Source organism: Rhodococcus sp. IEGM 1302 (assembly GCF_030056935.1).
GTDB lineage: Bacteria > Actinomycetota > Actinomycetes > Mycobacteriales > Mycobacteriaceae > Rhodococcus_F > Rhodococcus_F qingshengii.
The window spans coordinates 1-20,524 of the sequence record NZ_JASHKY010000035.1 but is presented as its reverse complement, the minus strand read 5'-3'; the positions used below and the strand labels follow the sequence as shown (position 1 = coordinate 20,524).

21 protein-coding genes are annotated in these 20,524 nt (G+C 64.2%); 20 read left to right on the top strand and 1 reads right to left on the bottom strand.

Features of this window, described 5'->3' with window-relative positions:
• Positions 1-18 precede the first annotated feature (18 nt).
• From QM609_RS26795 to QM609_RS26755, 9 genes are all read left to right on the top strand, one after another.
• The gene (locus QM609_RS26795) at positions 19-1,218 is read left to right on the top strand and encodes a glycosyltransferase 87 family protein (RefSeq protein ID WP_225320370.1); all 1,200 of its coding nucleotides are present in this window, start codon (positions 19-21) and stop codon (positions 1,216-1,218) included.
• 369 nt (positions 1,219-1,587) lie between these two features.
• Positions 1,588-1,908, top strand: coding sequence for an integration host factor, actinobacterial type (gene mihF / locus QM609_RS26790; protein WP_003944825.1), 321 nt, complete (start codon positions 1,588-1,590; stop codon positions 1,906-1,908).
• Positions 1,909-1,944: 36 nt separating this feature from the next.
• A complete protein-coding gene (gene gmk / locus QM609_RS26785) occupies positions 1,945-2,544 on the top strand; it encodes a guanylate kinase (RefSeq protein WP_003944801.1) in 600 nt (199 codons plus the stop codon).
• A 98-nt stretch (positions 2,545-2,642) separates the two neighbouring features.
• Positions 2,643-2,942: a DNA-directed RNA polymerase subunit omega gene (gene rpoZ / locus QM609_RS26780; protein ID WP_003944996.1), complete on the top strand. Its 300-nt coding sequence runs from the start codon at positions 2,643-2,645 to the stop codon at positions 2,940-2,942.
• Positions 2,939-4,237, top strand: a complete 1,299-nt coding sequence (gene coaBC / locus QM609_RS26775; protein ID WP_003944888.1) for a bifunctional phosphopantothenoylcysteine decarboxylase/phosphopantothenate--cysteine ligase CoaBC — start codon at positions 2,939-2,941, stop codon at positions 4,235-4,237. The genes rpoZ and coaBC overlap by 4 nt, the downstream gene beginning before the upstream one ends.
• Before the next feature lie 188 nt (positions 4,238-4,425).
• Positions 4,426-5,640: a methionine adenosyltransferase gene (gene metK, locus QM609_RS26770; RefSeq protein WP_003944827.1), complete on the top strand. Its 1,215-nt coding sequence runs from the start codon at positions 4,426-4,428 to the stop codon at positions 5,638-5,640.
• Between the two features lie 25 nt (positions 5,641-5,665).
• A complete protein-coding gene (locus QM609_RS26765) occupies positions 5,666-7,684 on the top strand; it encodes a primosomal protein N' (RefSeq protein ID WP_082239108.1) in 2,019 nt (672 codons plus the stop codon).
• Between the two features lie 172 nt (positions 7,685-7,856).
• Positions 7,857-8,525 (top strand): PadR family transcriptional regulator, encoded by a 669-nt coding sequence (locus QM609_RS26760; RefSeq protein ID WP_370852745.1) that lies wholly within the window; start codon positions 7,857-7,859, stop codon positions 8,523-8,525.
• Between the two features lie 94 nt (positions 8,526-8,619).
• Entirely contained in the window at positions 8,620-9,639 is a 1,020-nt protein-coding gene (locus QM609_RS26755; RefSeq protein WP_283337618.1) for an esterase/lipase family protein, read from the top strand.
• 72 nt (positions 9,640-9,711) lie between these two features.
• Here the strand turns inward: QM609_RS26755 and QM609_RS26750 are convergent, their stop codons facing one another.
• Complete coding sequence (locus QM609_RS26750; protein ID WP_003944900.1) at positions 9,712-9,918, bottom strand: hypothetical protein; 207 nt, start codon at positions 9,916-9,918, stop codon at positions 9,712-9,714.
• Positions 9,919-10,206: 288 nt separating this feature from the next.
• Here QM609_RS26750 and fmt point away from each other — a divergent pair, with 288 nt between their 5' ends.
• The 11 genes from fmt to QM609_RS26695 form a co-directional block, all read left to right on the top strand.
• Positions 10,207-11,130, top strand: coding sequence for a methionyl-tRNA formyltransferase (gene fmt, locus QM609_RS26745; protein ID WP_003944846.1), 924 nt, complete (start codon positions 10,207-10,209; stop codon positions 11,128-11,130).
• A complete protein-coding gene (locus tag QM609_RS26740; RefSeq protein WP_047270385.1) occupies positions 11,127-12,575 on the top strand; it encodes an RsmB/NOP family class I SAM-dependent RNA methyltransferase in 1,449 nt (482 codons plus the stop codon). Before fmt ends, QM609_RS26740 begins: the two co-directional genes overlap by 4 nt.
• A gap of 40 nt (positions 12,576-12,615) precedes the next feature.
• The gene (locus tag QM609_RS26735; RefSeq protein WP_003944924.1) at positions 12,616-12,963 is read left to right on the top strand and encodes an MmcQ/YjbR family DNA-binding protein; all 348 of its coding nucleotides are present in this window, start codon (positions 12,616-12,618) and stop codon (positions 12,961-12,963) included.
• Positions 12,964-13,027: 64 nt separating this feature from the next.
• Positions 13,028-13,711 (top strand): ribulose-phosphate 3-epimerase, encoded by a 684-nt coding sequence (rpe, locus tag QM609_RS26730; protein WP_019748384.1) that lies wholly within the window; start codon positions 13,028-13,030, stop codon positions 13,709-13,711.
• 8 nt (positions 13,712-13,719) lie between these two features.
• Positions 13,720-14,772: a bifunctional diaminohydroxyphosphoribosylaminopyrimidine deaminase/5-amino-6-(5-phosphoribosylamino)uracil reductase RibD gene (gene ribD / locus QM609_RS26725; protein WP_030536416.1), complete on the top strand. Its 1,053-nt coding sequence runs from the start codon at positions 13,720-13,722 to the stop codon at positions 14,770-14,772.
• A 5-nt stretch (positions 14,773-14,777) separates the two neighbouring features.
• Positions 14,778-15,386, top strand: a complete 609-nt coding sequence (locus QM609_RS26720; RefSeq protein WP_003944892.1) for a riboflavin synthase — start codon at positions 14,778-14,780, stop codon at positions 15,384-15,386.
• 110 nt (positions 15,387-15,496) lie between these two features.
• Positions 15,497-16,771, top strand: a complete 1,275-nt coding sequence (locus tag QM609_RS26715; protein WP_003944833.1) for a bifunctional 3,4-dihydroxy-2-butanone-4-phosphate synthase/GTP cyclohydrolase II — start codon at positions 15,497-15,499, stop codon at positions 16,769-16,771.
• Positions 16,768-17,265 (top strand): 6,7-dimethyl-8-ribityllumazine synthase, encoded by a 498-nt coding sequence (gene ribH, locus QM609_RS26710; RefSeq protein WP_003944999.1) that lies wholly within the window; start codon positions 16,768-16,770, stop codon positions 17,263-17,265. Before QM609_RS26715 ends, ribH begins: the two co-directional genes overlap by 4 nt.
• Positions 17,262-17,735: a PH domain-containing protein gene (locus QM609_RS26705; RefSeq protein ID WP_003944987.1), complete on the top strand. Its 474-nt coding sequence runs from the start codon at positions 17,262-17,264 to the stop codon at positions 17,733-17,735. The genes ribH and QM609_RS26705 overlap by 4 nt, the downstream gene beginning before the upstream one ends.
• Before the next feature lie 74 nt (positions 17,736-17,809).
• Positions 17,810-20,002: an excinuclease ABC subunit UvrC gene (gene uvrC / locus QM609_RS26700; protein ID WP_050656341.1), complete on the top strand. Its 2,193-nt coding sequence runs from the start codon at positions 17,810-17,812 to the stop codon at positions 20,000-20,002.
• Positions 19,999-20,524, top strand: a 526-nt coding sequence (locus QM609_RS26695; RefSeq protein WP_283337617.1) for an RNase adapter RapZ, incomplete at its 3' end; no start/stop codon positions are given. The genes uvrC and QM609_RS26695, both read left to right, overlap by 4 nt.

The following is a 20,524-nucleotide window of genomic DNA, read 5'->3' as shown; positions in this document are numbered from 1 at the left end:
CGGTGGTACCGTCCGTCGGTGAATCGTTGGTGGCAGATCGGACTTCTCGTCGCGGCGTGCGCGCTGCTGGCCACCGGGTTCCAATCCGTCACCGGCGTACACGGCGACGATCTCGCCGTGTACCGGACGGCGGGTCAGGCCGTCCTCGACGGCTCGAACCTGTACGACGAGTCGTTCAACGCGAGACTGCCGTTCACGTATCCGCCCTTCGCTGCGCTCGTCGCCGTTCCAGTCGCCCTGGGTTCCTGGGGTGCGGTCCAGTGGGGATGGAGTTTCGTCAGCCTCCTGATGCTGGCCGCGATCATCGTGCTCAGCTATCGCGAAGTCCCGTTCACACGTAAGCGGCCAGTCGTCGTCTACGTGGGTTTCCTGGTCCTGTGGACGGCGGCATCGCCGATCTCCGATCACCTCGGGTACGGCCAGGTCGGGTTGTTTCTGACTCTCCTGTGCTTGATCGACGTGCTGGCTCGACCACGGTGGATTCCCGAGGGCGTGCTGGTGGGGATCGCCGGCGCGGTCAAACTGGTGCCACTCGTCTACATCGGTTACTACGTGATCACCGGGCGCTGGAAAGCAGTTGCGGGCGGCCTCGCCGGCTTCCTCGGCGCCACGGCTCTGGGCTTTGCGGTTCTCCCGCGCCAGACGATCGACTACTTCGGCGACATCGCCTCACTCTCGGGGCGCGTCGCCGTCGGTGACCCGTCCGTGTTCGGTAACCAGTCCGTGCGTGGAATGGCTTTGCGGCTACTTCCCGAGGGCCTGGTGGGTCCGGCGTGGCTCGTCGCCTGTGCGGTGTTGGGTGTCCTCGGAATTGTCGCGACGCGGCGCGCTCAGCGCCTGCGGGGCGATCTCGCCGGTTTCACGGTGGTGGCTCTGCTGGCGGCAATCGTGACTCCCATTGCCTGGACGCACCACTTCGTGTGGTTGGTGCCGGCGGTGGGTGTACTCCTCGTTCCGATCAAGTCGGGCGTGGGAGAGGGCACTCGATCGGTCCCTGTGTGGTCCTGGATCGCGATCGGTCTCACCGCTGTCGTAGTGCTGTTTCGGCTTCCTCGAGTCGGCGCGGACATGGATATCCCGGTAGTCGGCTTCGTGCTGGAGAATTCATTGCTCTGGGCGAGCCTCGCGGTAGTGCTCGCTCTGGCCGCCCCCGGCGTGAGTCGCATCGAACCCGAGACGGTCGACGCCGGCGATCCGAAATCGTCGCTGCAGACCTGAAAACGGGCCGCGACACGCGCATAGGCGCCGAAAATGCTCGAAAATTTTGGATGTGTCGGCGACCACGTTCATTCCCGCAGGTAACGATTTCGCACACTCGCACGGGGGTGTCGCACGCTATGGGTCGAAATACATTGTGTTACAGTCTATTTCGGTACTGTACGCACGTTCGTGTGGCGTCGAATTCGTCTCGATCCAGCCGAAAACGGTGACGATCCGTGACATCGATTCGACGCGCATAACCCACCGCGATCTGCATCGGACCGCGGGGGGTGGGTTAGCAATTCGCGCCAGGCGTGAGTACGGTCGCTATCGCTGCTGGTTATCAGCGGAATAGACAAAATTTGCACACGACGAGACGGAGGAACCGTGGCCCTTCCCCAGTTGACTGATGAGCAGCGCGCTGCTGCTTTGGAGAAGGCAGCTGCTGCCCGCAAGGCCAGGGCTGAGCTCAAGGAGCGCCTGAAGCGTGGCGGCACCGACCTCAAGCAGGTCCTCAAGGACGCCGAAGACAACGAAATCTTGGGCAAGATGAAGGTTTCGGCACTGCTCGAGGCGCTGCCCAAGGTGGGCAAGGTCAAGGCTCAGGAGATCATGACCGAGCTGGAGATTGCACCGACCCGTCGCCTTCGTGGCCTCGGTGATCGGCAGCGCAAGGCTCTGCTCACCAAGTTTGACTTCGAGGCCTGAGCCGACAAGTGATGATTGCTGACGCGGCAGTGTCTGATGATTGCTGACGCAACAGTGTCAGAGAGTAAGACCGCAGTGCGGAGGGGTCGGCTGGTTGTACTGGCCGGCCCTTCGGCTGTCGGTAAGTCCAGCGTCGTTCGCGAGCTGAGAACTCGGTTGCCTGAACTCGTTTTCAGTGTTTCGGCGACCACTCGCGATCCCCGTCCAGGTGAAGTGGACGGCAAGGACTACCGATTCACCTCCCGTGAAGAATTTCAACGGATGATCGACTCCGGTGAACTTCTCGAATGGGCGGAAATCCACGGCGGCCTGCAGCGCTCCGGCACCCCCGCAGCTCCGGTCGAAGAAGCGCTCGAAGCTGGAAAGCCCGTTCTCGTCGAGGTCGATCTCGCCGGAGCACGAGCTGTCCGCAAGGCGATGCCCGAGGCTCTGTTGGTGTTCATGGCTCCACCGAGCTGGGACGTTCTGGTGCAACGGCTGACCGGACGTGGAACCGAAACGGAAGACGTCGTGGCGCGCCGACTCGAGACGGCCCGAGTGGAATTGGCCGCACAGGACGAGTTCGACACGGTCATCGTGAACGAGGATGTAAGCCGTGCTTGCGATGAGTTGGTATCCTTGTTGGTTGGGAACTGATTCCGCACCCTTCGGGAACCGATTTCCACCCCGTTTCTCAGATATCCGGATCGATAAAACTAGTTTTTCAATGAAGATCTAATTCAGGAGACACAAGAGTGAGCAGCACTTCAGCCGCGTCCGCAGCAGGTCAGGGCGCTCTGCCTGCCTACGACACCCCGCTCGGCATCACCAACCCGCCGATCGACGAGTTGCTCGAACGCACCTCTTCCAAGTACGCCCTGGTCATCTACTCGGCCAAGCGCGCGCGCCAGATCAACGACTACTACAACCAGCTCGGTGACGGCATCCTCGAATACGTCGGACCTCTGGTCGAGCCCGGTCTGCAGGAAAAGCCGCTGTCCATCGCGTTGCGTGAAATCCACGCTGATCTCCTCGAGCACACCGAAGGCGAGTGAGCACCACATCTGCCGCACCCGAACCTCGTTCGGGTGTCGGGGGAGTGTCCGACGCGCCCACATCGATACGTAAGCGCATTGTCGTCGGTGTCGGTGGGGGTATCGCCGCGTACAAGGCGTGCTCGATCATCCGCAGCTTCACCGAGAGCGGTCATCACGTCCGCGTGATTCCGACTGAATCCGCTCTGGAGTTCGTCGGGCGCGCGACGTTCGAAGCACTCTCCGGCAACCCGGTTCACACCGGCGTCTTCAACGACGTCCCGCAGGTTCCGCATGTCCGTCTCGGACAGGAAGCCGATCTGGTCGTCATCGCGCCGGCAACCGCTGATCTGATGGCGCGAGCGGTCATGGGTCGCGCAGACGACCTGTTGACGGCCACTTTGTTGACCGCGCGCTGTCCGGTCGTCTTCGCCCCAGCAATGCACACCGAGATGTGGGAGCACCCCGCAACGGTCTCGAACGTGGCGACACTGCGTTCGCGCGGCGTCCACGTGATCGAACCTGCCTCCGGGCGTTTGACCGGGAAAGACACCGGAGCCGGTCGACTTCCCGAACCCGACGAGATCGTCGGGTTGGCATCGTTGCTCCTCGAGCGCTCGGACGCGTTGCCGCGCGACCTGGAGGGTCGCCGCATTCTGGTCACCGCCGGCGGTACTCGCGAGCCGCTCGATCCCGTGCGCTTTCTCGGTAATCGCAGCTCGGGCAAGCAGGGCTACGCGCTCGCCCGTCTTGCCGCGCAACGCGGCGCGCACGTGACACTGATCGCCGGGTACACGGCTGATCTCGCCGACCCCGCCGCTGTCGACGTCGTGCACATCAAGACGGCCGAAGATCTCCGGTTGGCAGTGGAAAAGCACGCACCGGGACACGACGGAGTCGTCATGGCTGCGGCTGTCGCGGACTTCCGCCCCACCACCGTCGAAGGCAGCAAGATCAAGAAGGGCGCAAACGAACCCGACTCGATCAGCCTCACCAGAAATGCCGACATCCTCGCCGGTCTCGTCGAAGCGCGTCGTGACGGCGACTTGGATGCTCGAACGGTGATCGTCGGATTCGCCGCTGAGACCGGTGACGCCCATGGTGACGTTCTCACCTATGCCCGCTCCAAGCTTGCCCGCAAAGGTTGCGATCTCCTCGTGGTCAATGCGGTCGGCGAGGGCAAGGCGTTCGAGGTCGATCACAACGACGGTTGGTTGCTCGGTTCCGACGGCTCGGAGTCCGCTCTCGAACACGGATCCAAGGCTTTGATGGCCAGTCGAGTACTCGACGCCCTGGTCAAGCTCTTTCCCGAGTAGCGACACGCGCCCGGTGGTGAGAGTTACCCCACGATAATCGGGTGAGTACAAGGGTGTTGCGCAGGCGGTCCAACCGTTATCGTCGGCTCAGCCCCCAGCTAACAAAGCATGACAAAACGGTCACCGAACGGTGATTCGGATACTTCAATAAGCTGTAGTCAAGAACTCAGTCGTCGAGAGGGAGATCTGTGAGCAAGTCCGGCAGTCGGCTATTCACCAGCGAGTCCGTCACCGAGGGGCACCCGGACAAGATCTGTGACGCGATCAGCGACTCGATCCTCGACGCGCTGCTCACCCAGGACCCGCGCGCCCGCGTGGCCGTCGAGACACTGGTCACCACCGGCCAGGTTCACGTAGCCGGTGAGGTCACGACCACTGCGTACGCGGACATTCCGAAGATCGTGCGCGACACAGTCCTCGAAATCGGCTACGACAGCTCCGCAAAGGGCTTCGACGGAAATTCGTGCGGCGTCAACGTCGCGATCGGCGCCCAGTCGCCCGAGATCGCGCAGGGTGTCGATCACTCGCACGAGGCTCGCGTCGACGGAATCAGCGACGACGAGATCGACCGTCAGGGTGCGGGCGACCAGGGCCTGATGTTCGGCTACGCCACCACCGACACGCCGGAACTGATGCCGCTGCCCATCGCGCTGGCTCATCGTCTCTCTCGCCGGTTGACCGAGGTCCGTAAGTCCGGCGTGCTGCCGTACCTGCGCCCGGACGGCAAGACCCAGGTCACCATCGAGTACGACGGTGACAAGGCTGTCCGTCTCGACACCGTGGTCATCTCCACCCAGCATGCCGCTGACATCGACCTCGACAACCTGTTGACGCCCGATCTTCGTGAGAAGGTGCTTCACTCGGTGCTGACCGACGTCAACCTCACCGATCTCGACACCTCCGATGTTCGTCTGCTGGTGAACCCGACGGGCAAGTTCGTCCTCGGTGGCCCGATGGGTGACGCCGGTTTGACCGGGCGCAAGATCATCGTCGACACCTACGGCGGAATGGCTCGCCACGGTGGCGGCGCGTTCTCCGGCAAGGACCCGTCAAAGGTCGACCGCAGCGCTGCCTACGCCATGCGCTGGGTGGCCAAGAACGCTGTTGCCGCAGGTCTGGCCGACCGCATCGAGGTTCAGGTCGCCTACGCCATCGGCAAGGCAGCTCCGGTCGGACTCTTCGTCGAAACCTTCGGCACCGAGAAGACCGATCCGGCACGGATCCAGAAGGCGATCACCGAGATCTTCGACCTGCGTCCGGGAGCGATCATCCGCGACCTCGACCTGCTGCGCCCGATCTACGCGCAGACGGCGGCATACGGTCACTTCGGTCGCACCGATATCGACCTCCCGTGGGAGAGCACCGATCGCGCCGACAAGCTGCGTAGCGCAGCTGGTCTCTGATCACTGACGTACAGACGGGGCGCGGGTGGGCGCGGAAAGAGTAGCGGCAGAAGTCGATCCGGTCGCCCGGGTGCTGCCGATGCTCCCGCTCGCTCACCTCGACCGTGAATTCGACTACCTCGTTCCTCGTGAACTCGAAGCGGATGCGCAGCCCGGAGTCCGGGTGCGCATCCGCTTCGCTGGTCGTCTGGTGGACGGTTTCATCGTCTCGCGCGAGGCGACCAGTGACCATCAGGGGAAGTTCGGCTGGCTCGAACGCGTCATCTCGTCCGAGCGGGTCTTGACGGCCGAAATCGCGCAAGTCGTCGATCGTGTGGCGGAGCGTTATGCCGGAACCCGTGCCGATGTTCTCCGTTTGGCGGTACCGCCGCGGCACGCGAAGGTCGAGGCGGAACCGTGGGGGCCCGCCGAGCCGCCGTCCGCTCCTGAACCGATCGAAAATGGTTGGCATCTCTACAGATTCGGTGACGCCTTCCTGTCCGCCATTCGCGAGTCGAAAAGCCCACGTGCGGTCTGGCAGGCGTTGCCTGGTGAAAACTGGCCACTGCGCCTGGCCGAACTGGCCGGGGCCGTAGCGGCAAGTGGTAAATCCGCGATCCTGGTTGTGCCCGATCAACGCGACCTGGACCGCGTCGTCGCCGCTTGTACCGAACTCTCCGGAGCGGATGCGGTGGTAGGTCTGTCCGCGGGCCTGGGGCCGGCCATGCGATACCGAAGGTGGCTCGCTGCACTGCGCGGGACCGCCCGGATCGTCGTCGGCACGCGGAGTGCTGTTTTTGCGCCGACGGCCGAGACCGGTCTTGTCGTCGTCTGGGACGACGGCGACGACAACTTGTCCGAGCCGCGGTCGCCGTATCCACATGCCCGCGAAGTTGCCGTCCTGCGTGGCTACGTCGCCGGGTGCGCCGTCGTGATCGGTGGGTTCTCCCGTACGGCAGAAGCGCAGGTACTCGTCGACTCGGGATGGGCGCACGATCTGGTCGCTACGCGGGACGTCGTTCGTGCCCACGCACCCAAGATCACCGCGCTCGCCGACAGCGATCAAGCCTTGGCCCGCGATCCGGGAGCCAGAGCGGCTCGTTTGCCCGCTATTGCATTCGCGGCCGCCCGGCGCGCTCTGGGTGAGGGCAACGGAGTCCTGGTGCAGGTGCCTCGGCGGGGGTACGTACCGACCCTGGCCTGCGGAAAGTGCCGTGCCCCGGCACGGTGCCGTCGGTGCAACGGCCCACTGGCTCTTCCCGCTGCGGCAGGTCCCGACGGCGCCGGGACACCGGCGTGCCGCTGGTGCGGGGTTGCCGATGCCGCCTACCGATGTCACGCGTGCGGGGCGAAAGCGTTGCGCGCGGTGGTGGTCGGTGCCGGCCGGACCGCCGAAGAACTCGGGCGGGCGTTTCCCGGTGTGAAAGTTGTTCTGTCCGGGGGCAGTGATGTGGTCAAGGAACTGCCACACGGGCCCGCGTTGGTGGTCTCGACAGTGGGTGCGGAGCCGGTGATGACCGGCGGCTACGGCGCCGCGCTCTTGCTCGACGGTTGGGCACTGCTCGGCCGGCCCGATCTTCGCGCCGCCGAGGAAACGCTCAGACGCTGGATGTCGGCTGCTGCCATGGTGATTCCGCTGTCCGAAGGCGGTGAAGTTGTGGTTGTCGCAGACTCGGGTATCCCGACGGTGCAGGCGTTGGTCCGATGGGATCCAGTGGGGCACGCACAGTCTCAATTCGAGGAACGGGACGAGGTCGGCTTTCCTCCGGCCGTTCACATGGCTGCGATCGACGGTGGATCCGCAGCAATTGCGGAGTTGGTAGACTCGGCTGATCTGCCGGCAAGTGCTGTACTGCTCGGACCAGTGGAACTGCCTGCGGGGGAGAGGCTTCCGTATTCCGGTGAGGACGAGAGCGGTGTCGCGCCGGAGCGAATGCTGGTCCGCGTTCCACGCAAGGACGGTCGCGGCCTTGCGGACGCTCTGGCACATGCGAGGGCCGCGCGCAGTGCGCGGAAGTCTTCGGGTCCGGTCCGCATTCAGATCGACCCACGCCGCATCGGCTAAGTTTCGAGTTGTCGGAGGAATCCTTGCGCTACCCGATATGACGATATATCGTCGAACTATCAACGATAGTGATGGAGGTTCGACGATGGATGCAAGTTTCCCGAACGAGGGGATGTTCGGCCGGCGCGGTTTCTTCGGCGGTTTCGGCCGTGAGCAACGGCCACCATTTGTGATGTGGGTGCCGACGGACGACGGCGCGTCGGGCGATGGTCCCGGCGATCGAGACGGTGGACGACGCGGTCGACCGCACGAGCGGCCGGGCTTCGGTGACATGCCACGCAGAGGCCATCGGCGGGGGCGTTTCGGTCCAGACGGCGGACCCGGCCCCGGCTTCGGTCCGGGCGCTCAGTTCGGTCGCGGGCGAGGACGTGGCGGACGAGGTCGTCGAGGAGATGTGCGCGCTGCGATTCTGCTGTTGATCGCGGAAGAGCCGATGCACGGCTACGAATTGATTCAGCAGATCGTCGAGCGCAGCGGCGGCGTCTGGAAGCCGAGTCCGGGCTCCATTTATCCCGCGCTGTCCCAACTCGAGGACGAAGGACTGGTGATCATCGAAAAGGTTGCCGGCCGCAAAACCGCCAAGCTGACAGAAGAAGGCGTCGCGTACGTCGAGGAACATCGCGCCGATCTCGGGGCGCCGTGGGATGACGTTCGTCTCAGCGTAGGGGAGCCGGAGCAGGACCTTCGAGAACTGATCGGCCAGCTGATGGGCGCGGCCGGTCAAGTGGCTGCTGTAGGCACACCAGCGCAGGTCAAGGCCGCAGCCGACGTGCTTGTCGAGGCGCGCAAATCGCTCTACCGAGTGCTTGCCGGTGATGACGCCGATGAAGGTGGCAATTGAGACGTCGGATACCTACTGTTCGGTAGGGTATGCGCCTCGAAGTTTCTGGTGTTACGGTCAGCTCCCTCGTAGGATCAGAGCAGGAGCAGGAACAATGTCTGGCGTCAAACGGTCTGTGGGACTGACATTTTCGGTAGCAGTGGCGCTGCTGATCGGAGCACCGCCGGCGATATCGGCTGCAGCACCGACGCTCCCGTCTGCGAGTGCCGACGCGATGGATGTTCCCCTCGTCATCGGCCCAGGCCAGGTGTCGCGTTCGGTAGCCACCGCATTCGCTCATGCTCATCCAGGATCCGCACCTGCCGGATCGAACGATTTCGGCTGTGAGCCTTCCGCCACGCATCCCCGACCGGTTGTACTCGCCCACGGAACCGACACCGAGGCGTACGCGGATTGGGCGGCCATGTCGCCGGCACTGGCAGCTGACGGCTACTGCGTCTTCGCCCTCAATTACGGCGGTGCGATCAAAGAAGAAGACGGGGACGTCGCACACGAGACCTACGGCGTCGGCGACATAGTCGGTAGTGCCACCGCGTTCGGTTCTTTCGTCGATCAGGTGCTGACCGCGACCGGCGCGGACAAGGTCGACGTCATCGGCTATTCGCAAGGCGCGACGGTGACGCGGTACTACGTCAACAAGATGGGCGGCGACGCCTACGTCGATCATTGGGTCGGTTTGGCTTCGCCGACCTACGGCGGGGTGATGTTCGGGTTGGTTCCCATTGTGCGTGCGATCCCCGGCGGAGAAGACTTTGTCGAAGACGTCTTTTCTCGAGCTGTCCGTGAGCAGATGCAGGGGTCGGATATGTTGAACGCCCTCAACGCCGGCGGTGACACCGTACCCGGAGTGCGCTACACGACCATCGGGTCCACTGTCGACGAGATGATCCAGCCGTCCTCGAACATCGCGCTCCGCGGTGCCAGTGCAGAAAACATCGTCCTCCAGGATCTGTGCCCGTCTAACCTGACCGGCCACTTCCGCATGCCGTACGACCCCTACGTGATCGACGTCATCCGGACGGTCCTCGACCCCGATGCCGAGCGGCACGCTTCGTGCAGCGTGGTGCCGCTCGGCACGGATATTCCGCAAGTGGTCATCGACGCAAATTCGTGAGCTGCAAATTCGTGAGCTGCAAATTCGTGAGCTGCTAACTCGTGAGCACCGAGATCACGTGGGTCGGGATGTTTACTCGGCGAGCTTGGCAGTGGCCTGCGCCCACAGGAAGAACTTGTTCGTTCCGAGGTCGCGGACGGTCTTGATGTTGAACGCTGCCTTCAAATGTTCTGCGTCCGAATCGCTTACGCCGTTGAGTGCCGCGACCGGGGCGTCCGCCAATTCTTCGACGGACTTTCCTGCGTAGGCCTTGTCGAACTTACTGTCGATGCCTGCCATCTAAGTTCCTCCGTGTGATCGGTGTATCCCGTATCAGCCTCCGCCGAGTGGCGACGACAGAAACAGTCAATACCGAGGACCGGTGAATGTGCAGGGTTCTGATCAAAGAAATTGCTGAGAAAGTGGTTCGGTGTGGCGCGAGGTAGGTCGTAGCTCTCGCAGTCCTTAGACTGACAGTTCCACCCACCGACACATCCGGGAGCATTTTCGTGAGTTGCAGTCCACCGCGTTCGACAGGCCGATCGGCTGATCAGAGTCCGAAGAGCCCAACGAAACGGGAGAGCTGACATGCGCGTCGTGTTCGCCGGAACACCCGAACCCGCGGTTCCTTCACTGCGTCGGCTCATCGAATCCGCCAACCACGAAGTGGTAGCCGTCGTCACGCGTCCGGACGCTGTGGCGGGCCGCGGTCGAAAAGTCACCCGATCGCCGATCGGTCTGCTTGCCGACGAGCACGGCATCCCGGTGCTGACGCCGGCCAAGGCGTCCGATCCCGACTTCGCGGCCGAACTCGCCCGCCTCGAACCGGACTGTGCACCCGTCGTCGCCTACGGAAACCTGTTGCCGCAGAACGTCCTCGACATTCCGAAATACGGTTGGGTCAATCTGCATTTCTCGTTGCTTCCCGCGTGGCGCGGCGCCGCGCCGGTGCAGGCCGCGATCAGTGCCGGCGACGAGGTGACGGGCGCCAGCGCGTTCCGTTTGGAAGCCGGCATGGATACCGGCCCCGTGTACGGAGTGATGACCGAGCGGATTCGCGACACCGATACGGCGGGCGACCTGCTCGGACGTCTCGCGGAAAACGGCGCTGCCCTGCTCGAATCGGTACTCGACGGACTCGAGGCCGGCGAGATCAACGCGGTTCCGCAGTCTGCCGACGGCGTCTCGTATGCCCCCAAGGTGACGGTGGACGCGGCCCGCGTGCGGTGGGAACTGCCCGCTCCCACAGTGGACCGGCATATCCGGGCCGTCACACCCGCGCCCGGGGCATGGACGATGATCGGTGATCTTCGAGTCAAGGTCGGCCCGATCACCGTCACGGACGAGACCCTGGCAGTCGGTGAGATCTCGGTACGCAAGGATGGTCTGTACATCGGTACCGCGACCACCGCGGTGCGACTCGGGCAGATTCAGCCCCCGGGCAAGAAATTGATGTCGGCAGGGGACTGGGCACGCGGTGCCCGACTCGACGCGGAGGTACGAGCACAGTGACCGAATCACGACGACCGGCACGGCGGACACAGGGTCCCGGAGCCAAGACCGGCGGCGGCGGCAAGAACACCAAGCCGAAGCAGGCCAAGCGGCCTGATCCGGCAACCGCCGGGCTCGATCAACCGCGTCTGGCGGCGCGTGACGTCCTGCGCGCGGTCCGTGAGCGTGACGCGTACGCGAACCTGGTTCTGCCAGGGCTCCTGCGTGACCGCAAACTCGACGCACGCGACGCTGCGCTGGCAACCGAACTGGCGTACGGCGCGGCACGTGCTCAGGGGCTGCTGGATGCGGTGATCGCGCATGCAGCGGGTCGGCCGATCGAAGAGATCGACGGAACGCTGCTCGATGTTCTCCGACTCGGCTCGTACCAATTGCTGCGCACTCGTGTCGCACCGCACGCTGCCGTCGCAACTTCGGTCGATCTGGTCCGCGCCGAAAACGGCCAGGGCCGAGCAGGATTCGTCAATGCGGTCCTGCGCCGTGTTTCCGAACGCACCCAGGAGGAGTGGGTCGAGCTGCTGGCCCCGAAGGACCCGGTCGGCCGGCTCGCCTTCGAGCACGCTCACCCCCTGTGGATCGCGCAGGTATTTGCCGACTCGCTCGGCGCTGCTGCCGGTGAACTCGAAGACGTCCTGATCGCCGACGACGCCCGCCCTGCCGTACACCTCGTCGCCCGCCCCGGCGAGATCTCCGCCGAGGAGCTTGCACTGGTGACCGGCGGCGAGATCGGGCCGTACTCGCCGTACGCCGTGCATCTCGACGGCGGTGACCCCGGACAGCTCGAGGCGGTCCGCCAAGGCTTGGCGGGCGTGCAGGACGAGGGCAGTCAGCTGGTGGCCCGCGCCCTCAGCATTGCTCCTCTCGAAGGTGAAGACTCCGGACGCTGGCTCGATCTCTGCGCAGGTCCGGGCGGTAAGGCAGCGCTTCTCGGCGCTCTCGCCGGTATCGAAGGCGGGCGACTCGACGCCGTCGAGCCCGTCGAACATCGCGCCGAACTGATCCGCAAGACCACTCGCGAGCTTCCCGTGGACGTACACGTGGCGGACGGCCGCGAATCCGGGCTCGAACCCGGATACGACCGCATCCTCGTCGACGCTCCCTGCACCGGGTTGGGTGCGCTGCGTCGGCGCCCAGAGGCACGTTGGCGTCGGCAGCCGTCCGATGTGGCCCCGCTCGTGAAGTTGCAGCGTGAATTGCTTGCTGCCGCAATCGAACTGGTTCGCCCCGGCGGAGTGGTGCTGTACTCCACGTGCTCGCCGCACTTGTCGGAAACGCTGGCAGTGGTCGCCGATGCAGTGCGACGTCACGGCGTCGTGGAACTCGACACCAAGGAATTGGTGCCAGGTGTCCCAGACGTCGGCGACGGATCGTCGGTTCAGTTGTGGCCGCACCGACACGGGACCGATGCGATGTTCATGGCCGCTTTGCGCAAGCCGCTGGCCTGATCGGATGACTTCTGGGCATCGGTAGTCGTATGGTGCCTACATGGTTACGTGGGAACAGGTTGTAGTACTCGGTTCGGCTCTTCCCTCCGTGGAAGAGTCGACCTCGTACAACACCCCGGCACTCAAGGTGGCAGGTAAGACTTTTGCGCGGCTCCGCACCGAAGCGGAGGGCGCTTTGGTCGTGATGTGCGGTCTGGACGAGAAGGAGGCGCTACTCGCCAGTGGCGAGGCGGCTTTCTTCACCACCGATCACTATCACGGGCACGGCTCGATCCTCGTGCACCTCGAACTGATCGACGAGGTGCAGTTGGGTGAGATGCTCGAAGACGCGTGGCGGATCAAGGCACCGGCCAAGGTGCGAAAGCTCCACACCGTCGTCAAGAACTGATCTGATTGCACCGGCTCCGATGTGCATGCACGGTCGGCAATGAGACACAGCTAAACTCGGCGTCGTGGCTTCCCCGATGATTGCACCGTCCATTCTGTCCGCAGATTTTGCTCGACTCGCTGATGAAGCGACTGCCGTGTCCGGCTCCGACTGGCTTCACGTCGACGTGATGGACGCGCATTTCGTTCCCAATCTCACGCTGGGTCTGCCGGTGGTCGAGAGTCTGCTGAAGGCGACGGATATTCCGCTCGACTGCCATCTCATGATCGAGAATCCGGAGCGCTGGGCGCCGCCGTACGCCGAGGCCGGTGCGTACAACGTCACGTTTCACGCCGAGGCCACCGACGATCCGCGTTCGGTTGCCCGCGATATTCGTGCAGCTGGTGCCAAGGCGGGGCTGAGCATCAAGCCTGGAACCCCGATCGACGACTACCTGGAAATCCTCAAGGACTTCGACACCCTCTTGATCATGAGCGTCGAACCCGGATTCGGTGGTCAGTCCTTCATGCCTCAGGTGCTCGACAAGGCACGCGCAGTTCGAAAGCTCGTCGACTCGGGTGAGCTGACGCTCCTTGTCGAAATCGACGGCGGCATCAACGCTTCCACGATCGAGCAGGCCGCTGAAGCAGGGATCGACTGCTTCGTCGCCGGTTCGGCGGTGTACGGAGCGAGTGATCCCGGTGAGGCGGTGCGCAAGCTGCGCGCGCAGGCCGCCTCGGCGTCGCCGCACCTGACGCTGTCGGTCTGAGCCGCTCGATGGCAAAGGGTGGACAGGCGTCGACGGCTGATCTCGACGCCGCGATGCAGATCGCGCTGGCCGCAGCTGATTCCGCGCGCGGATTCACCAGCCCCAACCCACCGGTCGGCGCGGTCATCCTCGCTGCCGACGGAACCATCGCGGGCGTCGGTATGACGCAACCGCCCGGTGGACCGCACGCGGAGGTCGTGGCTCTCGACGAGGCCGGCGATGCAGCGCGTGGCGGTACGGCAGTGGTGACACTGGAACCGTGCAATCACCAGGGGCGAACCGGCCCTTGCTCACAGGCATTGATCGATGCCGGAGTCTCGGCGGTTGTCTACGCCGTCGGTGATCCCAATCCCGAGGCTTCCGGCGGCGCAGCGACGCTCATGCGCGCTGGAATCAGCGTCACGGCCGGACTGAGAGCACCCGAGGTGGAAGCTGGTCCACTGCGGGCCTGGCTGCACAAACAGCGCACCGGTCGCCCGCACATCACGTGGAAGTACGCGGCCAGTCTGGACGGACGCAGCGCCGCCGAGGACGGAACGAGTCAGTGGATCACCGGTCCGCAGGCGAGGGCGCGCGTGCATGCGCAGCGAGCGCAGATCGATGCGATCGTGGTCGGTACCGGCACCGTGTTCGCCGACGATCCGTGGCTGACCGCACGTCAGCCCACCGGTGAGCTCGCGGCGCACCAACCCGTTCGCGTCGTCGTCGGAAAGCGCGAAATACCCTCGACGGCAAGCATTCTCGACGACACCGCACCGACTCTGGTGCTCAACACCGACAACATCGACGAAGTAGTCGAGGCGTTGGGGGAGTACACGGACGTACTTCTCGAGGGTGGGCCCCGTCTGGCCGGAGCATTCCTTGCCGCCGGATATGTCGACGTCATAGAGGCATACATCGCTCCGATCCTGCTCGGCGCGGGCGCCTCCGCACTCGTCGATGCCGGAGTGCACACCATCACCGACGCCCACCGATTCCGTTTGGAGTCTGCGGTAACGATCGGCCCCGATATTTTGTTGAGTCTGGTTCCGGAGAGTTCTGCTCCGGGGAACGAGGAGTAGGGCGCGTGTTCACAGGAATTGTGGAAGAACTCGGCGAAATCGTCGCCAAGGAAGAACTGGTCGATGCTGCACGTTTCACGGTGCGCGGGCCACTGGTCACCTCCGACGCCGGCCACGGTGATTCGATCGCGGTCAACGGAGTGTGCCTGACGGTGGTCGACGTGCTTGCCGACGGTTCGTTCACCGCAGATGTCATGCAGGAAACCCTGAACCGCTCGAGCCTGGCGAAATTGGATGTCGGCTCTCGCGTCAACCTCGAGCGTGCCGCGGCGCTGAACAGCCGACTCGGCGGCCACCTGGTTCAAGGGCATGTCGATGGAACAGGCCACGTCATTTCCCGCTCGCCGTCCGAGAACTGGGAGGTAGTGCGGATCGCACTGCCCGACTCCATTTCCCGTTACGTCGTGGAGAAGGGTTCGATCACCGTCGACGGAGTCTCGCTGACGGTCTCCGCGCTGGGCGGAGACCGCGGGTTCGAGTACTTCGAGATCTCGCTGATCCCGACAACGCTCGAGTTGACGACGCTCGGAACCGCTGTGGTCGGTACGCCGGTCAACCTCGAGGTGGACGTGATCGCGAAGTACGTCGAGCGGCTTCACTCTGCCGGTCGGTAGGACCAGGCTGATCGGACCCGTCCGATTGGTCGTAGGGTTGTCAGTGCATCCGTCGGATGCACTTGTTGTATTCGATGATGTGAAAAGTCAAGACTTTGGAGTGCGAGCACGTGACCAGGTTCGACAGTATCGAGCGCGCAGTAGCAGATATCGCTGCAGGTAAAGCTGTTGTCGTCGTGGACGACGAGGATCGCGAGAACGAGGGCGACCTCATCTTCGCCGCCGAGAAAGCCACCCCGGAACTGGTGGCGTTCATGGTCCGGTACACCTCCGGCTACCTGTGCGTGCCGCTCGACGGTGACGATTGCGATCGGCTGGGCCTGCCCCCGATGTACGCCACCAACCAGGACAAGCACGGCACGGCGTACACCGTCACGGTCGACGCCCGTGAGGGAATCGGTACCGGCATCTCGGCGTCGGACCGCGCTGCGACGATGCGTCTGCTCGCCAACCCCGAATCCGGTGCCAACGATTTCACTCGCCCCGGTCACGTCGTTCCGCTCCGCGCGAAGGAAGGCGGAGTACTGCGTCGTCCTGGCCACACGGAAGCTGCAGTCGACCTCGCCCGCATGGCGGACCTGCGTCCTGCCGGCGTCATCTGCGAAATCGTCAGCCAGAAGGACGAAGGCGCGATGGCTCAGACCGACGAGCTGCGAGTATTTGCCGACGAACACAACCTTGCTCTGATCTCGATCGCGGACCTCATCGCGTGGCGTCGCAAGCACGAGAAGCACGTGCTGCGCATCGCCGAGGCCCGCATCCCCACCCGCCACGGTGAGTTCACCGCTGTCGGCTACACGAGCATCTACGACGAGGTCGAGCACGTTGCGCTGGTGCGTGGCGACATCGCAGGCCCCGACGGAGACGGTAGCGACGTGCTCGTCCGCGTTCACTCCGAGTGCCTCACCGGCGACGTCTTCGGTTCGCTGCGGTGCGATTGCGGCCCGCAGCTCGACGCCGCACTGGACATGGTCGCCCAGGAGGGCCGCGGCGTTGTTCTGTACATGCGCGGGCACGAGGGTCGTGGCATCGGTCTCATGCACAAGCTGCAGGCCTACCAGCTCCAGGACGCCGGTTCCGACACCGTCGACGCCAATCTCGAACTCGGCCTACCGGCGGACGCCCGTGACTACGGCATCGGTGCCCAGATCCTCGTCGATCTGGGGATCTCGTCGATGCGTCTGCTGACCAACAACCCGGCCAAGCGTGTGGGTCTGGACGGCTACGGCCTGCAGATCACCGATCGTGTTCCGATGCCGTTGCGCGCGAATGCGGAGAACCTCACCTACCTGCGCACCAAGCGCGATCGGATGGGGCACGATCTGATCGGACTGGACGAGTACGAGGCGAACCAGAACACCGCACAGCCGGGAACCGCATTGTGAGCGGGGAAGGTCAGCCGCAGCTCGCGATCGCCGAGGCCAAGGATCTGAAGCTGGCGATCGTTGCCGGGCAGTGGCACGCGACGATCTCCGAGGCTCTGATCGCCGGCGCGCAGCGCGTCGCGCAGGAGGCACAGATCAAGGACGTGACACTGGTCCGTGTCGCCGGCGCGATCGAACTGCCGGTCGTTGCGCAGGCATTGGCGCGCACGCACGACGCCGTCGTCGCACTCGGTGTTGTCATCCGCGGCGGTACGCCGCACTTCGAGTACGTGTGCGACGCGGTCACCGCGGGCCTCACACGCGTCTCGCTCGACGAAAGCACCCCCGTGGGGAACGGTGTCCTGACCACCGACACCGAGCAGCAGGCTCTTGACCGTTCGGGTCTGCCGGGTAGCGTCGAGGACAAGGGCGCACAGGCCTGCGCCGCCGCACTGGACACCGCAGTGACCCTGCGCCATCTCCGAGCACCATGGACCGAGGATTCGTTTCGATGAGTACACCCGGCGACAACGAGAACTGGGAACTGATCGCGTCACCGCGTAAGTCGACGCGATACGCGATCGGAGTTGCCGTCCTCCTGGTGATCGTTCACGTCACACTGGCACTCCTGCTCCGCCAGGGGTCCACCGGCGTGTACTTCCGTGCCGCGGACCAGATCGCGATGGCAGGCATCGGCACCATTCTGGCTCTCGGTGTGCTGATGTTGACGCGGCCCCGGGTCAAGGTGGGCAAGCAGGGTATCGCCGTACGAAACATCCTGGGCGAGAAGATCGTCGACTGGGATCTGTTCGAGGGACTCTCGTTCCCCGACGGTGCCGCCTGGGCACGCATCGAGTTGCCCGACGACGAGTACATGGCAGTGATGGCGATCCAGTCCAACGACCGCGAGTACGCCGTCGACACGGTCGGTAAGTTCCGCGAACTGGCCGACCGCTACGCACCGGTCGCGCACAAGAGCAACTGACGTCTTCCGACCGGTTCGGTGCCCGCATCCTGCGCGTTTCCGAGTCGGTCGGTGGCGGCGACTAACCTGAAACCGTGCCGGATCCCTCGACTTACCGCCCCGCTACCGGAACCATTCCGGCTGCGCCGGGCGTCTACAAATTTCGCGATCCGCATGGTCGGGTCATTTACGTCGGAAAGGCGAAAAGCCTCCGTTCACGTTTGAACTCGTACTTCGCGGACGTCACGACACTTCATCCCCGTACTCGGCAGATGGTGACCACCGCCGGCAGCGTCGAGTGGACCGTCGTCAGTACCGAAGTCGAAGCGCTTCAGCTCGAGTACAACTGGATCAAGGAATTCGATCCGCGGTTCAACGTCCGGTACCGCGACGACAAGACGTATCCGGTTCTCGCGGTGACGCTCAACGAAGAGTTCCCGCGACTGTTCGTCTACCGCGGTCCGCGGCGCAAGGGTGTCCGGTACTTCGGTCCCTACTCCCATGCCTGGGCGATCCGCGAAACTCTCGATCTGCTGCTACGAGTCTTTCCCGCACGAACGTGCTCGTCCGGAGTCTTCAAACGGCACAACCAGATCGGTCGTCCGTGTCTGCTCGGCTACATCGACAAGTGCTCGGCGCCCTGCGTCGGGCGAGTCAGCGCCGAGGAGCATCGACAGATCGTCGAAGATTTCTGCGACTTCCTCGCCGGCCGCACGGACAAGTTGGTCAAAGATCTCGAAAAGCGCATGCAGCAGGCTTCCGAGGATCTCGACTTCGAGACCGCAGCCCGTCTGCGTGACGATATCGGCGCTTTGCGCAAGGCGCTCGAGAAGCAGGCCGTCGTACTCGGTGACGGCACCGACGCCGATCTCGTCGCCTTTGCCACCGATGATCTCGAAGCCGCCGTTCAGGTGTTCCACGTGCGGGGCGGACGCGTGCGGGGTCAGCGTGGATGGGTCGTGGAGAAGGCAGGCGACGCCATCGACTGGGCCGCACTCGACGCCGAGTCCGACCTGCCGATCCTGGTCGAGCAGTTCCTCACCCAGTTCTACGGGGAGCAGGCGGCCCTCGACCCGGGAGCGGGTTCCGAGGCCGGGATCAGCGCAGTTCCCAAGGAAGTTCTGGTGCCGGTTCTGCCGGCAAACGCGACCGAGATCCAGGCGTGGCTGAGCAAGCTTCGGGGATCGCAAGTGCAACTGCGGGTTCCGCAACGTGGCGACAAGAAAGACCTCGCCGAAACAGTTCAGCGAAACGCGAAAGAGGCTCTGGCGCAGCACAAGCTCAAGCGTGCCGGCGATTTCACTTCGCGTTCTGCGGCGCTGCAGGGCATCCAGGAAGCACTGGACCTGGACTCGGCTCCGCTACGAATCGAATGCATCGACATCAGTCACGTCCAGGGAACCGACGTCGTGGCGTCACTGGTCGTGTTCGAGGACGGGCTCCCGCGTAAGTCGGACTACCGGCACTACGCGATCAAGGAAGCTGCCGGCGACGGTCATTCCGACGACGTCGCGAGTATCGCCGAGATCACGCGTCGGCGGTTCCTGCGCCACAACCGCGACCTGGGCGTCCTCGCGGCGTCGGCGTCGACCATGGACTCGGACGGTGGGGACCTGGCTCCCGAAGCGGCGATCGACCCGGCGACGGGCCGGCCTCGGCGGTTCGCCTATCCGCCCAATCTGTTCGTCGTGGACGGCGGCGCCCCTCAGGTCACGGCGGCAGCGGCGGTCCTCGACGAGCTGGGGGTCACTGACGTCGCGGTAGTCGGGTTGGCCAAAAGACTCGAAGAGGTATGGGTGCCGGGGGAAGAAGATCCGGTCATCCTCCCTCGGACGAGCGAGTCGTTGTACCTACTGCAGCGCATCCGAGACGAAGCCCACCGCTTCGCGATCACGTTCCATCGCAGCAAACGCTCGAGGCGGATGACGGCTTCGGCTCTGGATTCGGTCAAGGGGCTCGGTGAAACTCGTCGAACCGCTCTGGTGGCTCACTTCGGTTCCGTGGCGAAGCTGAAAACGGCAACGGTCGAGGAGATCATGCAGGTCCCCGGTATCGGTGAGACCACCGCCACAGCAGTTCTGGCCGCACTCGGCACGGATTCGGCTGCAGCCGACGCGGGTGCTGAAGCTCGAGCGCTGCCAGCCGCGGTAGGGGATGATGAGCTGGACACGGAATCCGAATCGTCTGTTACGTCTGCTGACGCGCCCAGCGCCGAATTCGGTAGCGGTGACGAGGGCTCCGAGTCGCGAGAATTGTCCATGCCGACGACGGGGCCGAGTGCACAGTGACTACCGACAGCGCCAAAGACAGTCGAACGATGGATTTCCTGCTGGTGACGGGATTGTCCGGAGCAGGTTTGAGTACCGCTGCCAAGGTGCTCGAAGACCTCGGCTGGTATGTCGCGGACAATTTGCCACCTGAGCTCATTTCCCGAATGGTCGGTCTGAGCCTGACCTCCGATCCGCCGGTCGATCGTCTCGCCGTCGTGATCGACGTGCGGAGTCGACTCTTCACCGGCGATCTCGGGTGGGTGCTCACCGAACTCGAGGCGGAACCGATCCACACTCGGGTGCTGTACCTCGAAGCGTCGGACGACGTGTTGATCCGACGGTTCGAACAGGTGCGCCGCAGTCATCCGTTGCAGAACGACGGCATCGACGGCACGTTGTCCGAAGGGATCGCAGCCGAGCGTCGGCAGTTGGCCGTGGTGAAGGCGGCCGCCGATCTGGTCATCGACACGTCGGCACTGAAGGCGCATCAGCTGCGTCAGAAGATCGAAACGGCGTTCGGAAACGATGCCAACCGCACGA